General features: G+C 41.4%; 18 protein-coding genes and 1 pseudogene. 18 read left to right on the top strand and 1 reads right to left on the bottom strand.

Annotated elements, in window-relative coordinates; translation table 11 throughout:
* From J9537_RS17535 to J9537_RS17525, 3 genes are all read left to right on the top strand, one after another.
* Window positions 1-483 (top strand): DUF4352 domain-containing protein, encoded by a 483-nt coding sequence (locus J9537_RS17535; protein ID WP_028020245.1) that lies wholly within the window; start codon window positions 1-3, stop codon window positions 481-483.
* Between the two features lie 166 nt (window positions 484-649).
* Complete coding sequence (gene wecB / locus J9537_RS17530) at window positions 650-1747, top strand: non-hydrolyzing UDP-N-acetylglucosamine 2-epimerase (protein WP_028020246.1); 1098 nt, start codon at window positions 650-652, stop codon at window positions 1745-1747.
* 25 nt (window positions 1748-1772) lie between these two features.
* The gene (locus J9537_RS17525) at window positions 1773-2720 is read left to right on the top strand and encodes an LCP family glycopolymer transferase (RefSeq protein ID WP_028020247.1); all 948 of its coding nucleotides are present in this window, start codon (window positions 1773-1775) and stop codon (window positions 2718-2720) included.
* Between the two features lie 75 nt (window positions 2721-2795).
* On the opposite strand, the gene J9537_RS17520 is transcribed toward J9537_RS17525, so the two are convergent.
* The gene (locus tag J9537_RS17520; RefSeq protein WP_070509011.1) at window positions 2796-3764 is read right to left on the bottom strand and encodes a sialidase family protein; all 969 of its coding nucleotides are present in this window, start codon (window positions 3762-3764) and stop codon (window positions 2796-2798) included.
* A 231-nt stretch (window positions 3765-3995) separates the two neighbouring features.
* Between J9537_RS17520 and J9537_RS17515 the strand changes: the two genes are divergently transcribed.
* The 15 genes and pseudogenes from J9537_RS17515 to J9537_RS17445 all read left to right on the top strand — a co-directional run bounded on the left by J9537_RS17515 (window position 3996) and on the right by J9537_RS17445 (window position 17608).
* A complete protein-coding gene (locus J9537_RS17515) occupies window positions 3996-4688 on the top strand; it encodes a response regulator transcription factor (RefSeq protein WP_070509009.1) in 693 nt (230 codons plus the stop codon).
* On the top strand, window positions 4681-6003 hold the full coding sequence (locus J9537_RS17510) for a sensor histidine kinase (protein ID WP_218257372.1): 1323 nt from the start codon (window positions 4681-4683) through the stop codon (window positions 6001-6003). The genes J9537_RS17515 and J9537_RS17510 overlap by 8 nt, the downstream gene beginning before the upstream one ends.
* 111 nt (window positions 6004-6114) lie before the next feature.
* Window positions 6115-6819 (top strand): Crp/Fnr family transcriptional regulator, encoded by a 705-nt coding sequence (locus J9537_RS17505; RefSeq protein ID WP_083284945.1) that lies wholly within the window; start codon window positions 6115-6117, stop codon window positions 6817-6819.
* Window positions 6820-6951: 132 nt separating this feature from the next.
* Window positions 6952-7560 carry an ECF transporter S component gene (locus tag J9537_RS17500; RefSeq protein ID WP_028020252.1) on the top strand — a complete coding sequence of 203 codons (609 nt, stop codon included), beginning with the start codon at window positions 6952-6954 and terminating at the stop codon, window positions 7558-7560.
* Window positions 7553-8290 carry an energy-coupling factor transporter transmembrane component T gene (locus J9537_RS17495; RefSeq protein WP_070509007.1) on the top strand — a complete coding sequence of 246 codons (738 nt, stop codon included), beginning with the start codon at window positions 7553-7555 and terminating at the stop codon, window positions 8288-8290. The genes J9537_RS17500 and J9537_RS17495 overlap by 8 nt, the downstream gene beginning before the upstream one ends.
* On the top strand, window positions 8287-9126 hold the full coding sequence (locus J9537_RS17490; protein ID WP_070509005.1) for an energy-coupling factor ABC transporter ATP-binding protein: 840 nt from the start codon (window positions 8287-8289) through the stop codon (window positions 9124-9126). Before J9537_RS17495 ends, J9537_RS17490 begins: the two co-directional genes overlap by 4 nt.
* The gene (locus J9537_RS17485; protein WP_070509002.1) at window positions 9123-9920 is read left to right on the top strand and encodes an energy-coupling factor ABC transporter ATP-binding protein; all 798 of its coding nucleotides are present in this window, start codon (window positions 9123-9125) and stop codon (window positions 9918-9920) included. Before J9537_RS17490 ends, J9537_RS17485 begins: the two co-directional genes overlap by 4 nt.
* Window positions 9917-10852 carry a nucleoside hydrolase gene (locus tag J9537_RS17480; protein WP_070509000.1) on the top strand — a complete coding sequence of 312 codons (936 nt, stop codon included), beginning with the start codon at window positions 9917-9919 and terminating at the stop codon, window positions 10850-10852. Before J9537_RS17485 ends, J9537_RS17480 begins: the two co-directional genes overlap by 4 nt.
* 219 nt (window positions 10853-11071) lie before the next feature.
* Window positions 11072-11989 (top strand): ATP-binding cassette domain-containing protein, encoded by a 918-nt coding sequence (locus J9537_RS17475; protein ID WP_070508996.1) that lies wholly within the window; start codon window positions 11072-11074, stop codon window positions 11987-11989.
* 10 nt (window positions 11990-11999) lie between these two features.
* Window positions 12000-12791: an ABC transporter permease gene (locus J9537_RS17470; protein WP_083284946.1), complete on the top strand. Its 792-nt coding sequence runs from the start codon at window positions 12000-12002 to the stop codon at window positions 12789-12791.
* 212 nt (window positions 12792-13003) lie between these two features.
* Window positions 13004-13801, top strand: coding sequence for a CPBP family intramembrane glutamic endopeptidase (locus J9537_RS17465; RefSeq protein ID WP_070508993.1), 798 nt, complete (start codon window positions 13004-13006; stop codon window positions 13799-13801).
* Window positions 13802-13990: 189 nt separating this feature from the next.
* The gene (locus tag J9537_RS17460; protein ID WP_070508978.1) at window positions 13991-14365 is read left to right on the top strand and encodes a helix-turn-helix transcriptional regulator; all 375 of its coding nucleotides are present in this window, start codon (window positions 13991-13993) and stop codon (window positions 14363-14365) included.
* A gap of 37 nt (window positions 14366-14402) precedes the next feature.
* A pseudogene (locus tag J9537_RS17455) lies at window positions 14403-14725 on the top strand (hypothetical protein).
* 535 nt (window positions 14726-15260) lie between these two features.
* Window positions 15261-17327, top strand: a complete 2067-nt coding sequence (locus J9537_RS17450) for a BglG family transcription antiterminator (RefSeq protein WP_218257371.1) — start codon at window positions 15261-15263, stop codon at window positions 17325-17327.
* Window positions 17324-17608 carry a PTS sugar transporter subunit IIB gene (locus J9537_RS17445; RefSeq protein ID WP_083284944.1) on the top strand — a complete coding sequence of 95 codons (285 nt, stop codon included), beginning with the start codon at window positions 17324-17326 and terminating at the stop codon, window positions 17606-17608. The genes J9537_RS17450 and J9537_RS17445 overlap by 4 nt, the downstream gene beginning before the upstream one ends.
* Window positions 17609-17621: the final 13 nt, after the last annotated feature.

Here is a 17621-nt window from a genome sequence, read left to right as displayed (position 1 = left end):
ATGAAAAAATTATTATTAAGTATTGTTGCGGTTTGTTTTCTCTTAACGGGATGCGAATCTGCGAATAATAAGCAAGTAGATAACAGCGGAGAAAGCACTGCTCCAGTTGCTAAAGTAGCAGTAAAAGATGGATTGAACGAACCTTTCACAGCGGATGGGATTGAAATGAAAATTACTGACGTGACCAGCAGTGAGTCTGTGGACCAAGCCAAAAAGCCGAAGCAGCTGATCACCTTTACGGTAGAGTACAAAAATATTGGTACCGACGATAAAGGTATGGGAGCGATCGATTTTCGACTGGTGACCGATAAAAAGGATAAAGCCTACAGCGTCACTGAGGAAATGGAGGCATTTGGCGGTGTCTTGAAGCCAGATGAAACCGCTAAGGGCAAGTTGTATTATCTGATCGGGCAAGGAGAAAAGGCGAAGCAGCTACAATATGCTCCAGCAGGTAAAGCCCTTAAAACATGGAATCTAAAATAATTGATTTTTTCATTGTCCGATATTTCGCAAAGAGCAATGGATCTTTTATTGATTAGATCCTTAATCCGCTAAGTTTTGTATGAAAGTGAAGGATCTTGAAGGAGGAACGCTTCTCCTTCAAGATTCTTTGTTATAGCAGAAGAATACGCATAAAAAGGAGATACATATGCCGATGAAAGTATTGTCAATTTTTGGCACCAGACCAGAGGCGATCAAGATGGCCCCCGTAGTGAAGACACTGGAAAAGGACCCGCGCTTTCAATCAAAAGTAGTCGTTACAGGTCAGCACCGCGATATGCTAGATCAAGTATTGGATTTTTTTCAGATCACACCGGACGCAGATCTGAATATTATGAAGGAAAAGCAAAGCTTAAGTGAGATAACGACACAGATCATTGAACAGCTTTCGCCGATACTGACAGCGGAAGCACCAGATATTGTTCTCGTTCATGGCGATACGACCACGACCTTTGCGGCGGCATTGTCCGCTTACTACCAGCAGATACCTATCGGCCATGTAGAGGCGGGCTTGCGTACTTGGGATAAGTATTCCCCTTTTCCAGAAGAAATGAATCGCCAATTGGTTGATACTTTATCGGATCTTTGCTTTGCTCCGACCAAGGAAAGTTCTGAAAATCTACAGAAGGAAAATCATCCGCAGGAGCAGATTTTTGTTACAGGAAATACTGCGATCGATGCGATGAAGTATACGCTGAAGGAAGACTATTCCCACCCCGCTTTGACAGCTCCTGATAAAACTCGATTGTTAGTAACGATGCACCGTCGAGAGAATATCGGAGCGCCGATGACGAGTGTTTTTCAAGCCTTGGCACAGCTGGCGAAGGAAAAAGAAGAGCTAGAGATCATTTTCCCAATGCATAAAAATCCTGTGGTTCGTCAATTAGCCGAAAAAGAGCTAGGGACACTAACGAACATTCAGCTGATCGAACCGTTGAACCTATTTGATTTTCATAATTTCGCTCAGCGCTGTGATCTGATTCTGACCGATTCTGGTGGCGTGCAGGAAGAGGCGCCGTCCCTTGGCATTCCTGTGTTGGTCCTGCGTGAAACGACGGAGCGACCAGAAGGAATAAAAGCAGGGACCTTAAAGCTCGTGGGCACAGATCGAGAAACGGTCTATCAGGAAACCCTGAAGCTGCTCGAAGACAAGCAAGCTTATCAAAAAATGGCTCAGGCAGTGAATCCTTACGGTGACGGCCAGGCCAGCGAACGAATCGCTGACATCCTGGCGCAGAACTTATAGGACGATCAAGTAATGGAGGAAGCAAATGGGGAAAAAGAAAAAGCGCAATACTCAGCAGCGTAAGCAGAAGCTGAAGAAAATCCTGATTACGTTAGTGAGTATCCTGCTCTTCCTAGTCCTGCTGCTGACGGCTGTCGGCGCAAAGATTCTGTATGATGTGAAAGAAACCACCGATGAAGCCTATAAAGCCGTAGCGAGAACACTGGCTTTAGATCCGGTTGATTTGAAGAAGCAGGAGCCCTTTAGCGTATTGCTCTTAGGGGTCGATACAGGCTCTTTGGGCCGAACAGAGCAGGGACGTTCAGATACGATCATGGTAGCGACAGTCAATCCGGCTACTAAGAAAACCGTTCTAGTCAGCATTCCACGAGATACCTATGGCGAGATTGTCGGACATGATACGATGGATAAAATCAATCATGCGTATGCCTTTGGCGGGACAGCCATGACAATCGCCACCATCGAAAAATTAATGGCTATTCCCATCGATTATTATGTGACGATCAATATGAAGGGCATCGAATCGCTGGTGGATGCTGTGGGAGAAATCGAGGTCTCTAATCCCTTCGCCTTTACCTATGAGGAAACCGAATTTCCAAAAGGACCACAGTTTTTAGATGGTAGCAAGGCATTAAAGTATTCCCGTATGCGCTACGATGATCCGGAAGGGGATTACGGACGGCAGGCCAGACAACGGCAGGTGATCACAGGAATCATGAAGCAGGCAGTCAGTATCAAGGGACTAAGCAGCTATCAGGAAATTCTAGCCAGCCTAGACAGCAATATCCAAACAGACCTCTCCTTCAAAAATCTAGAGCTGCTGGCAAGAAACTATCGTGGTGCCTTCCGCACGATTCAATCTGAACAAGCAAAGGGAGAAGGCTTCATGCAGGACGGTGTATCCTATCAACGAATTTCACCTGATGAATTAGCCAGAGTTCAGGGACTTTTGAAGGAGCAGTTGAAGAAATAAGTTTTAGTTAAAAGAAGCTGCAAAAAGGCAGAGACCGATTCGTTCAGTCTCTGCCTTTTTTACAGCTTCAATCGCTTAAATGGCCGTGGAGTTACTCGTTATATCTTCAGACTTAGGTAATAGTTCATCCGGAAGGTCATCTAGCAGATCTTCGACATTTGGAATCGTGAAGTTCTCTGGCTTTTCTTCACTCCATGTTTTCCCGCCGTCAGTGGAGTAGAGGGTCTTCCCGTCTTCTGATTGTTTAGTGATGAGGGATTTCACCTTGTCTTCAAAGCCTTCAGGTGCTTCCTCGGACCAGGTCTTTCCACCATCTGTGGAATACTGGATTTTCCCATCATTAACCTTCATTGAAACACCCCCTTCGACCGGAACGGTAATGCCTTTATCAAGCCAATCCTCAATTTCTTCTAATGGATCGGACCAAGTCTTCCCTCCATCTTCAGAATACTTCCATTGATTGCTGTTCGGATCAAACGTTGAGACATTTTTCTCATCCTCACTTTTCCAAGTCAATTTGCCATCCTTATCGATTTCCACGCCTGCTGGTTTTTCTTCTGTCCAGGTCTTTCCGCCATCAGAGGAGAAGGTCCATTTATTGTCTTTGCGCTTCATGATCGTCCCATTGATGGAATTGTCACTAAATGGAAAGTTGACGATGTCTTCAGTTGAGGAGCGGCTGATGCTTTTTGACCTAGAATTTTTGTAGCGCAAACGTCCGTCTTCATCTTCGTAGAGACCTTCTGGCGGAGTGGTAGACCATGACACGCCTTCATCGGAAGAGAATTCCCATTTGCCATTGTTCCGACGAATTTTCACATCATCCAGTTTTGTTTTTTGTTTTCTCTTGTTTGTGAAGGAAACGTCCGTTTGGTTATAGGCGGTTGCCTCAGCAACGGCTTTCCCAATGTTGTAGGACACAAGTGAAAGACCAATTACAATAGTAAGACCGAATACTCTGACCGTAAAAGGCAGGTTTCTTAAAATAGCAGACCAGGAGGCCGGTTGCTTCGGATGATCGTTCATTGACTTCTTGTTATTCATAATATCTACCTCATTTCATTTTTCTGAGTTTAGTGTAGGGGATGAAGCTATAATGAAGCTGTAATCGCAAGAGAAAAATTATTTTTTATTAGGTAAGATTTTTTTGATGAGGGGAAGTTTTATTTTTTACTAAAAAAACAATCGTTACAGGTGTTATTTTTAGTATTCAAGCTTCATTAGAGCTTCATCTTATATAATGAGGGAGACGCTGAGTGGTAAGGAGGACAGTAAATGAGGGTTTTACTTGTAGAAGATGAGTCGATGCTTGCAGAAGCGACGGCACAAATTTTAAGAAAACAAGGCTACTTAGTTGATCTAGCCGATGACGGAGAGTATGGGGGCGATTGCTTACGCTCAGGGGTGTATGATCTAGCGATTCTTGACATTATGCTTCCGAAAAAGGATGGATTGACAATGTTAAAAGAAGCAAGAGAGGCGGGCATTGATATTCCCATACTCATGCTGACTGCAAAGGGCGAGCTGGAGGATCGTGTTGATGGTTTGAATAGTGGAGCGGATGACTATTTGTGCAAGCCGTTTCAGTATCAGGAATTGATCGCAAGACTAAAAGCCTTAGGACGAAGAAATGGAGAATTCAAGATCGATGGAATTCTCACTTTTGGTGATTTTGAACTAAATCCCTATAATTTGAGTTTGAAAACGCACACCGAAACGCTTCGCTTAACGAAAAAGGAAGCAAATATTTTAGAAATTTTAGTGACCAATTATCCGAGATTGTTTTCAAAAGATCAGATCATCGAGAAGGTGTGGGGCTATGATTCAGAGGCTGAGTACAATCATGTGGAAATGCATGTCTCTCTTTTAAGGAAGAAATTAAGACAGGTTAACAGTAGGACACAGATCAAGGTGGTACGGAATCTAGGCTATTGCCTAGAATTTTCAAATGGTGACATCAATGATTAATCAATTTAAGAAACGTCTGATTCTGATGACGACAGGATTTGTGGCGATCATTTTGATCGCAGCCTTCACAACAATTTTTATCACGACCTACTTGAAGCAGCAGTCCGATAATCTGGATAAATTGAATCAGGCGGAGCAGCTGCGAATCACCGGCGGCAAAGTGACCTTTGATGAGAAACCTGCCGACACCATGGAGATAAATCGGATTGTCACTGGTGCAGGGGTTTATTTCAACATGCTGGTGGATGAAAACGGCAAGCCGATCATGATTGATTCTGCCTTAGAGCTGTCAAAAAAACAGTATAAAAAAGCAGCTAAATACGCATGGAAGAATCAAGAAGGCGGTACTCTAAAAATGAATGGTCGAGAATGGCAATACATGGTTGCACCGGCTATCGCAGATTTTGACTATGAGGACGAGGACAAGAATATCAGCCAAAATGATGCGACCTACCTGATGCGTTTTTTAGATATAACAGACTCGAAAAAAAGCTTGGCTTCTCTTTCAATGACCTTAGTGGTTGTTGGAGTGGGCTTACTGCTCTTCTTTTTCCTGATCATCATTTATTTCACGAATCGTGCCATTGCTCCGATGGAGGAAGCTTGGCGAAAGCAAAAACAGTTTATCGCAGATGCCTCCCATGAATTGAAGACGCCGTTAAGCATTATTTCTACCAATGTTGGTGTTCTATATTCTAGTCAGGAAGACACGATACAGGAACAATTAAACTGGCTGGACAATATTTCGCGGGGAACAGAGCGGATGAATGGACTAGTGAACAAAATGCTGACGATCGCGAAAACGGACAATCTTTTTGAGCAAATGACCTTCACGAAATTTTCTATTGACGAGCTGTTAAAGGATACATTATCGAATTACGAGACGATCTTTGCGGCGAAATCAATTACGGTCAATCAAAAGCTGACCAAAGTAGTCGTAAAATCCGATGCAGCTCTGCTACAGCAGCTTTTCGATATTTTCATCGAGAATGCTGGGAAATACACCGATGAAAAGGGAACCTTTGATGTATTGATGGAATCAAAAGCGAAGGAAATCAAAATAACCTTTACTAATACTGGGGCTGGGATCACTGAGGAGGATCTTCCCAAGCTTTTTGATCGCTTTTATCGGACCAACGAGGTTCGTCAAAAGCACACAGGTAGCTATGGGTTAGGCCTTTCTATTGCGCGAAGTATCGTAGAGCAATTAGATGGTTCGATCAAGGTGGAGAGTACCCTAAATGAGACAACGAAGTTCACTCTTCGACTTCCCCTTAAAAAGGAAGGACACAACGGCAGCAGAAAAATTGGGTAAGGAGATACTGTTGGTATTGTCAGGATACGTGCGTATGCTATAGTCATTAAAACAGTCAATGAACAGGATGCTGAGGGTAACTGGATGATGGAAAATTGAGAGGAGACGCTATTGGAGAGGAATCGATTAAAAAAAATGTGGCAGCTTTACGGGAGTGAGAAGCGGTTTAACTATACTAAAATCCAAGATAGGCTAGGCGACAAGTATACGAGTGTAAAGTTTAAAAACAATGAGCAGATCGTCATACGTGGTGAATTTCCAGAATATATCTATTTTATTCGTAGTGGCGTAGCCGTCGGGATAAGAGAATATGAAGACGGCAGCGAGTATGACTATTTCCAACTTGATGAAACGAATGGCAGCATCGGGCTTCTGGAAACGTTAGCTCAGAAAGAGGAGATCATCGCGACGGTTACTTGTGCCGCTGATGTTGACGCGGTACGTGTTCCATCTGCGACAGTCTATCAATGGATCATGCAGGACTTAGATTTATTAAGGCTAAGCGCAAATCTTTTAGCAGAGGATTTGTATCATCGCTCAGGAAATGATGGTCTTTTTTATCAGCTTGAAGGCGTGGACCGACTCCGCTATTTTCTCGTTGAGTACTATGACAAGCAGGCGGGTACTACGACTGATTTCATTGAGGTGAAGGAAAACCGAGAAAAGATTGGGAATAAGCTGGGTATGAGTGTTCGAACCGTCGGGCGCTCCTTAAAGAAGCTGCGAGACAATCAAGAAATCAGCAGCAGAAACCGTAAACTTTATATCGGGCCGAATGAACGGCAAAGATTGCAAAAGCATTTGATCCATATTTGAAAATGGGGTATTTCCGCCACGAAAGGACATGTGACCTTTCGTGGTATTTTCATTTTGACTATACTAAGAAAAAAAGGAAGGAAGCCCTTACAGAGACGGCTTGTTTTCTAAAAAAGGAAAGTAGGAGAAGAAATGAAACGAGGTTTAAGATATGACTTTGGGCTGCAGGCATTGATGCTGATTCCTGTAGGTGTTTCATTGAATGTTGTAGGTTATCAACTGTGTACGATATTAAAGCTTCCAGTCTTTATTGATCAAATTGGTACATATTTGGTAGCAATGGTCGCTGGTCCGTGGGTTGGGTTGATGACAGGGTTTTTAGGAAATGTAGTAAACGGCATGCTGAATCCAGTTGCGATTCCTTATGGTCTAGTTTCTATGAGTATTGGCCTTTTTGCCGGCTTTTTCTCACGCTTTAAATTTTTTAATCATCTAATCGGGATAATCGTGGCTTGCGGAGTATTAACTATCGTTTCTGCTGGGACAGCAGCAGTCGTGACTGTATTTATGTTTGGCGGGATTACAGGAGCAGGGACAGACTTGGTGACCGCGGCCTTTCTAGCGGCTGGCCGTCAGCTATGGGACTCCGTTTTTTCAACAAATATGATTACTGGTACGATCAATACGATCTTGAATTTTGCGATCAGCTTTTTAGTGGTCAAACGTATTCCTCCACGCTTTTTAATTAAACTGAATTATGGCGCACCTTACATTAGCAAGGAGGTCCTGAAGCATGGCTAAATCGATCGATCAATGGTACCCATCAACAAAATTAATGATTGTTCTGACTGTAATCATCATCAGTATGTTTTCGACAGCTAATGTGGTGCAGTATGTATTGTTTGGACTTTCTCTCTTATTGAGCCTCTGTTCGGGGAATATAGGCCGATTTTTAGCTACCTTTTTTAAATCTATTTTTATCATTGTGTTGTTTATTTTTCTAGTTCAGGTATTTATCGTGCAAAACGAGGACAGTCAATCGATCTGGTGGTTTATCGGCTATTCTCAAATCGGGTTGGCCACAAGCATTGGCTTATCCTCACGAATTGTAGCGATCAGCTCCATTATTATCTGGTTCTTTCAGGTCACTAGTGTGAAGGATATCGTTTCAGCGTTAGAAAAAGCTAGGATTCCAAAGAAGGTAACCTTTGTTATTTCTGCGACGATTCAATTGGTTCCTCAAATGAGCAAGCTTTCGCGCACGATCTCAGACGCGCAGCGGGCACGAGGGATAGAGACAGAAGGCTCTGTTCTTGTTCGTATGAAGGCGTTTATCCCTATGATGGGACCATTAGTGTTGACCTCCATCCAGCAAACAGATGAACGCGTATTGACCTTGGAGGCACGTGGATTTTCTGCGCCAATCCGGAAGACGGCTTATTACTCAGTTAAAAAAACCGCAGTGGATTATATTGTCGTGATCCTTTGTCTATCAGGATTAATCGCATATTTTGTAGGAGGGCCATTATGAGCATAATTGAACTTGAAAATGTTACGTATCGATACCCATTAGATGCTGAGGCGACGATCAAAAATATTGACCTATCCATTGAGGAAGGGAAAGTTTATGGATTGATCGGCAGCAATCAATCAGGGAAGACCACACTGTGTAATATCATGCGAGGCTTCATTCCTGCGATGTTTTTAGGAGAGCTGAAGGGCACAGTTACTTATAAGGGCAAATCTATTCAAGAATACAATATCGGTGCACTGGCTGCTGAGATCGGCTATTCTTCACAAAATCCGTTCACTCAAATCTCTGGGGTAAAGGATACAGTGGAGGAAGAGCTGGCCTACGGGATGGAAAATATTGGTCTATCCGTAGAAGTCATGGGCAAAAAGGTACAGGAATTATTAGCACTCTTCAAGCTAGAGGAGTTAAAAGAAAAGAACCCATTCGAGCTTTCCGGCGGACAAAAACAACGTGTCGCCTTGGCCTCGATTGTTGCGTTAGATCCGGATGTAATTCTTCTTGATGAGCCGACTTCACAGCTAGACCCACAAAGTACGGAAGAAGTTTTTGAAATTATCGCCAAACTAAAAAAACAAGGAAAGACGATCGTCGTGATTGAACATAAGGTGGATCTATTAGCCGAGTATTGTGATGAAATTATTCTATTAGAAGAAGGACAAGTCATAAAGCATGGGACCGCCCACCAGGTTTTAAGCGATCCTGACATTTTAATACACGGTGGTTCCTTGCCGCAGGTAGCGCTGTTCTATTTAAAGCAGCTAAAGCAAACAGATGCTGTACCAATTACGATGGCTGAAGCAATCAGTAAACTAAAAGGAGGCGCCGTATCATGAATGTCTTAACCTTAGAAAATGTCAGCTTTACCTATCCCAATGGCTTTGAGGCAGTCCAGAACGTCTCGGCGGACTTTCAATTAGGAGAATCTGTGGCAATCATAGGACAAAATGGTGCTGGCAAAACAACGACGGTCAAATTAATGAACGGTCTATTGCGACCAACTAAAGGACGAGTCTTAATTGATGAAAAAGACACACACACACATACCACCGCTCAAATGGCAAAGCACGTCGGCTATGTTTTTCAAAATCCAGACGATCAAATTTTTCAAGAGAGCATTGAAAAGGAAATCGCCTTCGGTCCGAAAAAGCAAAAACTATCTACCTCTATTGTTAAAGAGCGGGTGGAGGAAGCAGCCGAGTTATGCGGCTTAACAGAAGTCCTGAAGGAACATCCCTATAATTTACCTTATTCAAAGAGAAAATTTATCACCATTGCCGCGGTTATGGCGATGGACCCTAAGGTTGTGATACTGGATGAACCAACGGCTGGTCAAGACCGCGAATCGACAGAATTGTTAGGTCAACTAATTAAGGAATTAACGGCCAAGAATAAAACCGTTATTACCATCACACATGATATGGAGTTTGTAATTAAGGAATTTCAACGTGTGCTGGTTTTTGCCCAGAAGCAATTACAAAAAGAAGGAACACCGAGAGAAATTTTTTGGGATGAAAAAATCCTAAGGGTCAGTGCCTTAAAGCAGCCATATATTTGTCAATTAGCGAAAGCGTTGGGCTTTGAAGGCATCATGACGATGGATGAACTAGGAAAGAAGGTTACCGCATGAAAAATCTTCTGATTGACTGCGATCCAGGTCATGACGATGCGCTGGCGCTCATTGCCGCTCTAGCGAATCCAGAGCATTTTACTGTGTTGGGAATCACTACGATCGGCGGCAATCAAACACTGAAGAAAGTCACAGATAACGCGAAAAATGTTTTAAGCTTTTTAAATGTTGAGGTTCCTTTGGCATCAGGACAAGCAGGTCCTTTAGTTAAGGCACTCCAGACTGCGCCTGAAGCTCACGGGGCTTCTGGAATGGATGGGCCCTATTTTGATGGTGCGGATTACCCGATCTGTTCAACCAATGGTGTTCAGTTTTTAGCAGAGACGATTCTAAAAAACAATGAACCTGTTACATTGGTTGCCCTAGGTCCCTTGACCAATATCGCCTTGCTCATCAAAAATTACCCCGAGGTCCTTCCTCTGGTTGAAGAAATATCTTTGATGGGGGGCGGGCTTCATCACGGCAATCAAACACCGCTAGCCGAATTTAATATTTACGTTGATCCAGATGCCGCGGAGATTGTTTTTCAAAGCGGTATCCCAATTATCATGTCTGGTTTAGACGTGACAGAAAAAGCTGAGATCACTGTTGCTGAGATTGAACAGCTTAAGAATAAAGGAAAAGTCAGTCACTTAGCGTATGAGCTGTTGTCCTTTTATAACAAGTCGGGTCGTCAATTCGGTTTTATAGACTCTCCGATTCATGATCTATGCGCGATAGTCTATCTATTAAAACCAGAGATCTTCGAAGGAAGCTTCGCAGATATTCATGTCATTACAGATGAGTCTTACGCGCGAGGATTGACCTATGGTGATTTTCGAAGAATTGCTTCAACTGATAAGAACACATTCGTTTTAAAAGAAGTACATCGTGAAAAATTTGTTGAGGTATTGAAGAACGCTTTAGCATGGTTTGATAGCCAAGGGCAATAAACCAAGTTTTAATGTAAATTTGAAGACAGATCCCCCTGCACTCGCCAATTATGGTGGGTGTTTTTTTCTCCATGAAGGAAATTCCTCCTTTCAGAAACACTCAAAACAATGCAGTTCGATTTCCATTTGTTAAGGGCAATCGAGGCTCAAAATTCAAGGTTCAGTATAGGTTGGAGGGCTATAGTAATAGCAGTATCGAACGAAAAAAGGAGCCATAAAATGAACGAAATAGTTTTAAAAACAAATAAGCTTGTTAAAGAGTATTCAGACCGCAGGGCGGTAAATAACCTGTCAATGACATTGAACAGGGGAGAAATCTATGGTTTCATCGGGCAGAACGGCGCGGGGAAAACGACCTTATTGCGACTGGTCACCGCATTAATCCAGCCTACGAGCGGAAGCATCGAACTTTTTGGCAGCAGTGAAAAAAATGAGTTGATTTCAGCCCGCAAACGAATCGGTTCTATGATCGAGACACCCGCCTTTTTTCCGAAGCTGACGGCTCGAGAAAACCTCGAGTATTACCGTATTCAACGAGGGAGTTCTGAAGAACAGGAAATTGGGCAGGTATTGGAGCAGGTGAATCTAAGCGACACTGGCGACAAACCGTTTCATCAGTTTTCTCTTGGGATGAAGCAGCGGCTTGGGTTGGCTCTAGCGATCATGGGTGAGCCGGAGCTGCTGATTTTGGATGAACCCATTAATGGCTTAGATCCAACTGGTATGATCGAATTCCGTGACATTATTCATGGATTAAATCAGGAACACGGCATTACGATTTTGCTCTCAAGTCACATCCTTTCTGAGCTGACACAGGTCGCGACTCACTATGGTGTGATTCACCATGGACAACTTTTAAAAGAGTTTACCTCAAAAAAACTAGAAAAAAATACGCAAGGACACCTCTCCATGAGGGTAGATAATGCTGATAAATCAAGGATTATCCTTCAATCAATGATCAAAAAAGATAGATTTGAAGTTTACCCTAAAAATGAAATTCGATTGTTTGACTACATGAACGACTTGCCGGCAGTCCTAGAACAGTTGAGTAAGAATGGGATAAAAATCTATTCTACTAATGAAGTAAAAATCAACTTGGAGGATTATTTCATCCAAATTATCGAAGGGAGAGATTAAAGAGATGGATATGAAAAATATAATCCGAGCGGATGTATACCGATTGAAACGGGGCTCGGCGGTTCGCAATGTACTACTGGCGGGCATGACGATTATTCTTATTACCGGAATGAATATGCTGAATTCTGGCAGCGGCTTTGGCGGTGTTGGTGTTCAATCTACAGCGAGTGCAGCCAGATCATTCCCTGCAAACGGCGGTGCCTTTGTTCAACAGATGCGTGACGATGGTCTATTCCCGTTCTTCATCTTAACCTTCGCGGTAGCGATTTTAGGTGCGGATTATTCAGCCGGCACGATTCGAAACAGCTTGTCTTATTTTGTTGATCGGAAGCAGGTATACCTTGCAAAATGCATCACAGGAGTTCTCTGCTGTTTTACCTACACAGTCTGCTGCTTATTTGTTAGTGCGGTCGCAGGGATCATTCTATTTGGCTTTGGCGGTTTTACTTTTGGTCTATTACTAAGAATGATGATTCAAATAGTTTTGTCTGTCCCCCTTTATATTGGGATGATCGCCATTGGATACGTTCTCTTGGTTTTCTCCAAAAAAACGAGTATTACTATAGCTGCTTATCTAATTGGCTTGATCGTCTTTCCATCCGTCACTTATCAACTCTATCAGCTGTTTCCAAAATCTGAATGGTTGAAGCTATGTGACCCGCTGTCAGCTTTTTCGATGCTGTCGAGATATTGGGAGTTTCCCGCAGTAGATGTGGGACTGGTGCTGCTATTCTGGCTCGTCTTAGATGTGCTCATTTTGTTCCTTGGGATGCGGATGTACGCACACTCAGATGTAGCATAGCCTGAAGGAAATCCCATTTACTGTTTGGTTTTAAGGCAGTGGATGTTTCATATAGAAAATGAGTTAGTATAAAATTTTGTGTTAAGAGGCCGAGTGAAGGAGGGATATCTATTCTTCATTCGGTTTTTTAACGTCTATTTTTTGAAAAATCAAGCTTCAGTTTGCATACTGGATTTAGGCTTAGTAAGCCTACTTGAAAGGTGGATGTATACATGTCAAAAATAAAAAAATCATTGCTTCTGTTTATTATTCTCTGTTTTGCATTAAGCAGCATTTTCTACTACTTAATTATCGCAAAGAACATGCTTGATGTAAGTACACTTCTCATGTGGTGTCCCGGTGTTGCGGCAATCATCGTGAAGATGGTTTATCATCGAGGAGAAAATATATTGATGATCAGAAAAGTCAAAGTAAAGTATATACTTTATGTGATCTTATTGCCGCTAATATACTGGGGGATATCTTACTCAATTTATGTACTGATTTATGGCAAATCCGTACTCGGTGAGAATATGTTGCTAAGGCTTCTGAAGGAGCCGCAACTGCTTATTGTCTTGCTTCTGACCTATTTGTTTACAGGATTGGGTGAAGAAATCGGGTGGAGAGGGTATCTGATGCCTAAGATGGATGAGCTTTTCGGATTTAGAAAAGGAACGGCGATTTGTGGGATTATCTGGTTCCTTTGGCATCTTCCAGTCTTTTTAGCTGGCTACGTGTCAACAATTCCTCTATGGTATCAGCTGCCAACCTTATTTATCCTGATCATCGCTTTAGCGTATCCAATGGCAGATGTGACGTTACGCTCAAGAAGTATCTGGCCAGCCGCAGTGTTGCACGGGACACACAATATGGTGTCGCAATTACTGCTGGATCAATCCATCGGTGGAGATATGCGGCCATTTCTTGTTGGGGAAACGGGGATAATATCCGTGGCGGTACTAGCCGTTGTCGCATGGATAATCTCCAAAAACTATTTAAAAATAGAAGGACTCGCCCCGCAAAAGAATTAGCCGCTATTTTTGAATATCAAGATCCTTATAAATGGTGAGGTTGTGACAGAAGTGATCAGCTTATTTCCGAAGAAGTTGCTTCTGGTACACCTCCAGCCTCTCATTTTGAGGACACAAGCAAAAATCAGTAGCCCAGTTCAACTCTGCTATAATAAATGTGAAGCAGTAACTTAAGAGAAGGAAAAGGCTATGACTCATTCTAAGCAGATATATCTCCGATTAATAAACAAAACCGAAGATTACATCGAGGGTCATCTCAAGGAAACGATTACGTTAAGTGATCTGGCGAAAAACGCTCATTTGTCCGACTTTCATTTTCATCGAATCTTTAAACAGTATTCCTCTGAGACCGTCAATGAATTCGTTACGAGGTTCAAGCTAGAGCGTGCCGCGATTTTTTTGCGGGTCAATCCGAAGCTGTCGATAACGACGATTGCGATGGAATATGGCTACACAGATTCCAGTTCCTTTAGCCGCTCGTTTAAAAGACAATTTGGCGTCAGTCCGCGGGACTATCGAAAACAGCAAGAATTGCCAAGAAATCCTGATTGGTTCATGGAATAATCAATCATGTAAAAGAAAAAAACAAGGAGGAGATTCCATGATTGAACCAATTGCTATTACTACAGAGGAACTAGTGAATCAAAGAATCATCTATATTCGCTTTCGAGGCAGCTATGGAGAATTCAGAAAACAAAGCAGGAAGCTGTTCAAGGAGCTGTTCGACTTCGCCACCGAGAATAATTTGATCGTTCAAGATGAGACCAAGGTGTTAACGATGTACGATGACAATCCCTTTATTACGCAGGAGAAAAAACTGCGCACAAGTCCCGCGATGCCGTTCCATTTGAACTATATGTAACGGAACCACCGAAGAATATGAAGGACACCAGTTTGACGGATATTTATATCCCGATTGTTTAGAATTTGATAGGAAGAGGCAGCCTATGGTCTTTGGATCATGGGTTGTTTTGTTTGGTAGAATTATAGAGGAAAATCGAGACGAAATTCAAATTTTTGTAGCAGAAGATTTATCGTTGGGATATATATAAACTGATATCAATACTACTAGTACTTAATGAATGTTATGGCAGCAAATAGGCCAGTCAAATGTTAGCAGAACTGTTAAAAAAAATATATTAGCACACGTACAAAGAAGGGGCATTCGAGAAGAATGTGCCTTTTTTTGCATGTCGATCATCAGAATGCCATTCTTTTATTTCTAAGTCATTTTGATTTCAACATATGGAAAGATGGGAAGTTTTGGAAATAAACAGATTTTTACATACTGTTTTTTTATTCTATCTTTAGTGCAGAATAAACGTTAACAAGGATGAGATTTTTAATTCTTTCACACCTGTCTGTTTATTATTTGTAAGACATTGAAACAAAAGATGAATTCAATAAATATTGAATAGAGAAAGCGCTGACAGTATATTTTGTTTAGGAGCTGAGGAAAATGATTGATAGTCAAGATTTAGAAATTCTTCATGAGATTGCTTTTAGAAATCAAAGGGATACCGCCGAATTGGAAAGCAAATTTTTACTAACACGAAGACAGATTACGTATTCGATCAAAAAAATCAACGATTTGCTTTCTGATAGTGAAGAGTTGATTAAAGTCAGTGGCAACGAGCTGAGGATTAACGGTCAGGCCGAAAAACATCTGCAAAATTATTTGCTAAAAATGGAATTTTTTTCGGATGTTTATCACTCAAAAGAAAATCGTCGGTTGATGATTCTCTTAACCTTATCTTGTTCATTGGAATATCTTTCGATCGATCATTTGATTCTAATGTTGGATAGCAGTCGGTCTACAGTTGTTGGTGATTTAAAGGAGGTGAAACAGCAGCTTCGAAGGAATGATATTAATGTCGAATACACTCGAGTTAGAGGGTATTATTTATCCGGTGATGAGGCAAATATTCGCTACATGGTAATGAAAACAATAATTACCTTTTTGCATCAGGATAATGGGGAGCTTTTTTTGGAAAGCTATTTGAAAAAGCAGTTTAGCATTGATTACTCAAAATTTGAAAGTAAGATTTTAGCTGCAAGTAAGCAACATCAAATTTCTTTTTTTGAGAATAAATTTAAGGAGTTTACGTATTGTTTTATTTTATTAATCCAACGTTTCAAACAAAAAGGCTTCCAAAGAATAAATAGTGATTTCATTGATAAGCAGTCAAATGAATATCAGTTTAGTCTGGATATCTGCGAATATTTTGACATTGAACGAATAGAAAATATCTATTATATCGCTGCATGGATTTTAGGATTATCCACTGGAAATATCCATAGTGCTACTTCTGACCGTTCAATGATCAAGAAGATTGTTCAGCGATTGATTGCACGTTTTGAGAGTCTATCTGGTATTAGATTTTTGGACAGGGAAGCGGTAACTCGCAGATTGTATGAACATTTTAGACCAACCTACTATCGATTATTTTATCATTTACCAATTATTAATCCATTGACACCAAAAATAAAAAAAGAATATTCAGAAACCTATGCTCTCGTGAATGAGGCAATTAGGCCGCTCCAGCCATTGTTTAAGCGAGACCTACCTGCAGATGAAATTGCATTTTTGACGGTTCATTTTGCTGCTGCTGCATTTGAGGAACAAGAGGAACAAGTGAAGAGAAATCGTGGGTTAATTTTATGTCCTAATGGAATTGGCACTTCGATCATTTTGCAAAAAGAGCTTGAATCGCTCTTTCCGAGTATCGAATTCTTTGTTCAAGATTACCATAAAGAACTACAAACAGATCATTTTGATATTGTTTTTACCACAACGATTACCCCAAATATCTTAAGTATTAATATTCCCTTTATTGTGGTGAATCCGATCATGACTGCAAAGGAAAAGTTTGAGCTGATTGGGCGTGTGTACGGATTATTGAACGATGAATCATTACTAGATCCTATGCTAGCAGATGCTCTAAAGGTTGTTAAAAAATACGTTACTAGTGAGCAATATGAAAAAATTGAAAATGAGTTGTTGATTCTGGCAGATACCAATCATTCTAAAATTGTTATTGAAGAAGGAGGTGAATATCCGTTGTTAAGTGAAATTACGAATAAGAACTTGGTGAAATTGCAAGTCGAAGCTGCCGATTGGGAAGAGGCTATTCGTAACTCTACAGATGTTTTAGTCAGTACGGGAGTTGCAGAACCTAGCTATATAGATGGAATGATTCAAACCACGAAAGAAACAGGACCGTATATCGTCATTACGAAACATGTTGCACTGCCTCACGCTCGTCCTGAATCTGGAGCAAAAAAAATCGGTATAAGCATTGCAACGTTAAAGACACCAGTCGTTTTCGGTAACAAAGAGAATGATCCCGTAAAATACATTTTTGGGTTAAGTGCATTGGATAATCAAACTCATTTGACTGCTATGTCTGAATTGGCCGAATTATTGGATCAAAAAGCTTTTTATCAAATATTGGATAATGCCGAAAAACCAGAGGAAGTTATTGATTTCATCACAAACTTTGAGAAAGAGAGGATGCAAAAATGATTAAGAAAGCACTTATTGCCTGCCGAACAGGAATGGGGTCCAGTATGATGTTGAAAATCAAAGTGGATCAAGTCGTGCGAGCACACCAGTTTCCGTTGGAGGTCCAACATAGCACATTGGATGATGTAAAAAGTTTTAAGGGAGATCTGTTGATTACAATGGCAGATGTTGCGGATGAGCTGAAAGGTCAGGTGCCTTATATCATTGGGATAAATAATCTGATGGATAAAAAAGAGATTGAAACAAAATTACAGGCTTTTTTTGACAGTCAAAATCAATAAAAAGGAGGAAAAA

It is taken from the genome of Enterococcus raffinosus, from assembly GCF_019175485.1.
Lineage (GTDB): Bacteria > Bacillota > Bacilli > Lactobacillales > Enterococcaceae > Enterococcus_A > Enterococcus_A raffinosus.
This window is presented reverse-complemented; position numbering and strand designations above follow the sequence as displayed.

Excerpts from the sequence above, each read along its gene's own strand:
- J9537_RS17535 (WP_028020245.1), top strand. The coding sequence starts at position 1 with ATGAAAAAATTATTATTAAGTATTGTTGCGGTTTGTTTTCTCTTAACG.
- wecB (WP_028020246.1), top strand. The coding sequence starts at position 650 with ATGCCGATGAAAGTATTGTCAATTTTTGGCACCAGACCAGAGGCGATC.
- J9537_RS17525 (WP_028020247.1), top strand. The coding sequence starts at position 1,773 with ATGGGGAAAAAGAAAAAGCGCAATACTCAGCAGCGTAAGCAGAAGCTG.
- J9537_RS17520 (WP_070509011.1), bottom strand. The coding sequence starts at position 3,764 with ATGAATAACAAGAAGTCAATGAACGATCATCCGAAGCAACCGGCCTCC.
- J9537_RS17515 (WP_070509009.1), top strand. The coding sequence starts at position 3,996 with ATGAGGGTTTTACTTGTAGAAGATGAGTCGATGCTTGCAGAAGCGACG.
- J9537_RS17510 (WP_218257372.1), top strand. The coding sequence starts at position 4,681 with ATGATTAATCAATTTAAGAAACGTCTGATTCTGATGACGACAGGATTT.
- J9537_RS17500 (WP_028020252.1), top strand. The coding sequence starts at position 6,952 with ATGAAACGAGGTTTAAGATATGACTTTGGGCTGCAGGCATTGATGCTG.
- J9537_RS17495 (WP_070509007.1), top strand. The coding sequence starts at position 7,553 with ATGGCTAAATCGATCGATCAATGGTACCCATCAACAAAATTAATGATT.
- J9537_RS17490 (WP_070509005.1), top strand. The coding sequence starts at position 8,287 with ATGAGCATAATTGAACTTGAAAATGTTACGTATCGATACCCATTAGAT.
- J9537_RS17485 (WP_070509002.1), top strand. The coding sequence starts at position 9,123 with ATGAATGTCTTAACCTTAGAAAATGTCAGCTTTACCTATCCCAATGGC.
- J9537_RS17480 (WP_070509000.1), top strand. The coding sequence starts at position 9,917 with ATGAAAAATCTTCTGATTGACTGCGATCCAGGTCATGACGATGCGCTG.
- J9537_RS17475 (WP_070508996.1), top strand. The coding sequence starts at position 11,072 with ATGAACGAAATAGTTTTAAAAACAAATAAGCTTGTTAAAGAGTATTCA.
- J9537_RS17470 (WP_083284946.1), top strand. The coding sequence starts at position 12,000 with ATGAAAAATATAATCCGAGCGGATGTATACCGATTGAAACGGGGCTCG.
- J9537_RS17465 (WP_070508993.1), top strand. The coding sequence starts at position 13,004 with ATGTCAAAAATAAAAAAATCATTGCTTCTGTTTATTATTCTCTGTTTT.
- J9537_RS17460 (WP_070508978.1), top strand. The coding sequence starts at position 13,991 with ATGACTCATTCTAAGCAGATATATCTCCGATTAATAAACAAAACCGAA.
- J9537_RS17450 (WP_218257371.1), top strand. The coding sequence starts at position 15,261 with ATGATTGATAGTCAAGATTTAGAAATTCTTCATGAGATTGCTTTTAGA.
- J9537_RS17445 (WP_083284944.1), top strand. The coding sequence starts at position 17,324 with ATGATTAAGAAAGCACTTATTGCCTGCCGAACAGGAATGGGGTCCAGT.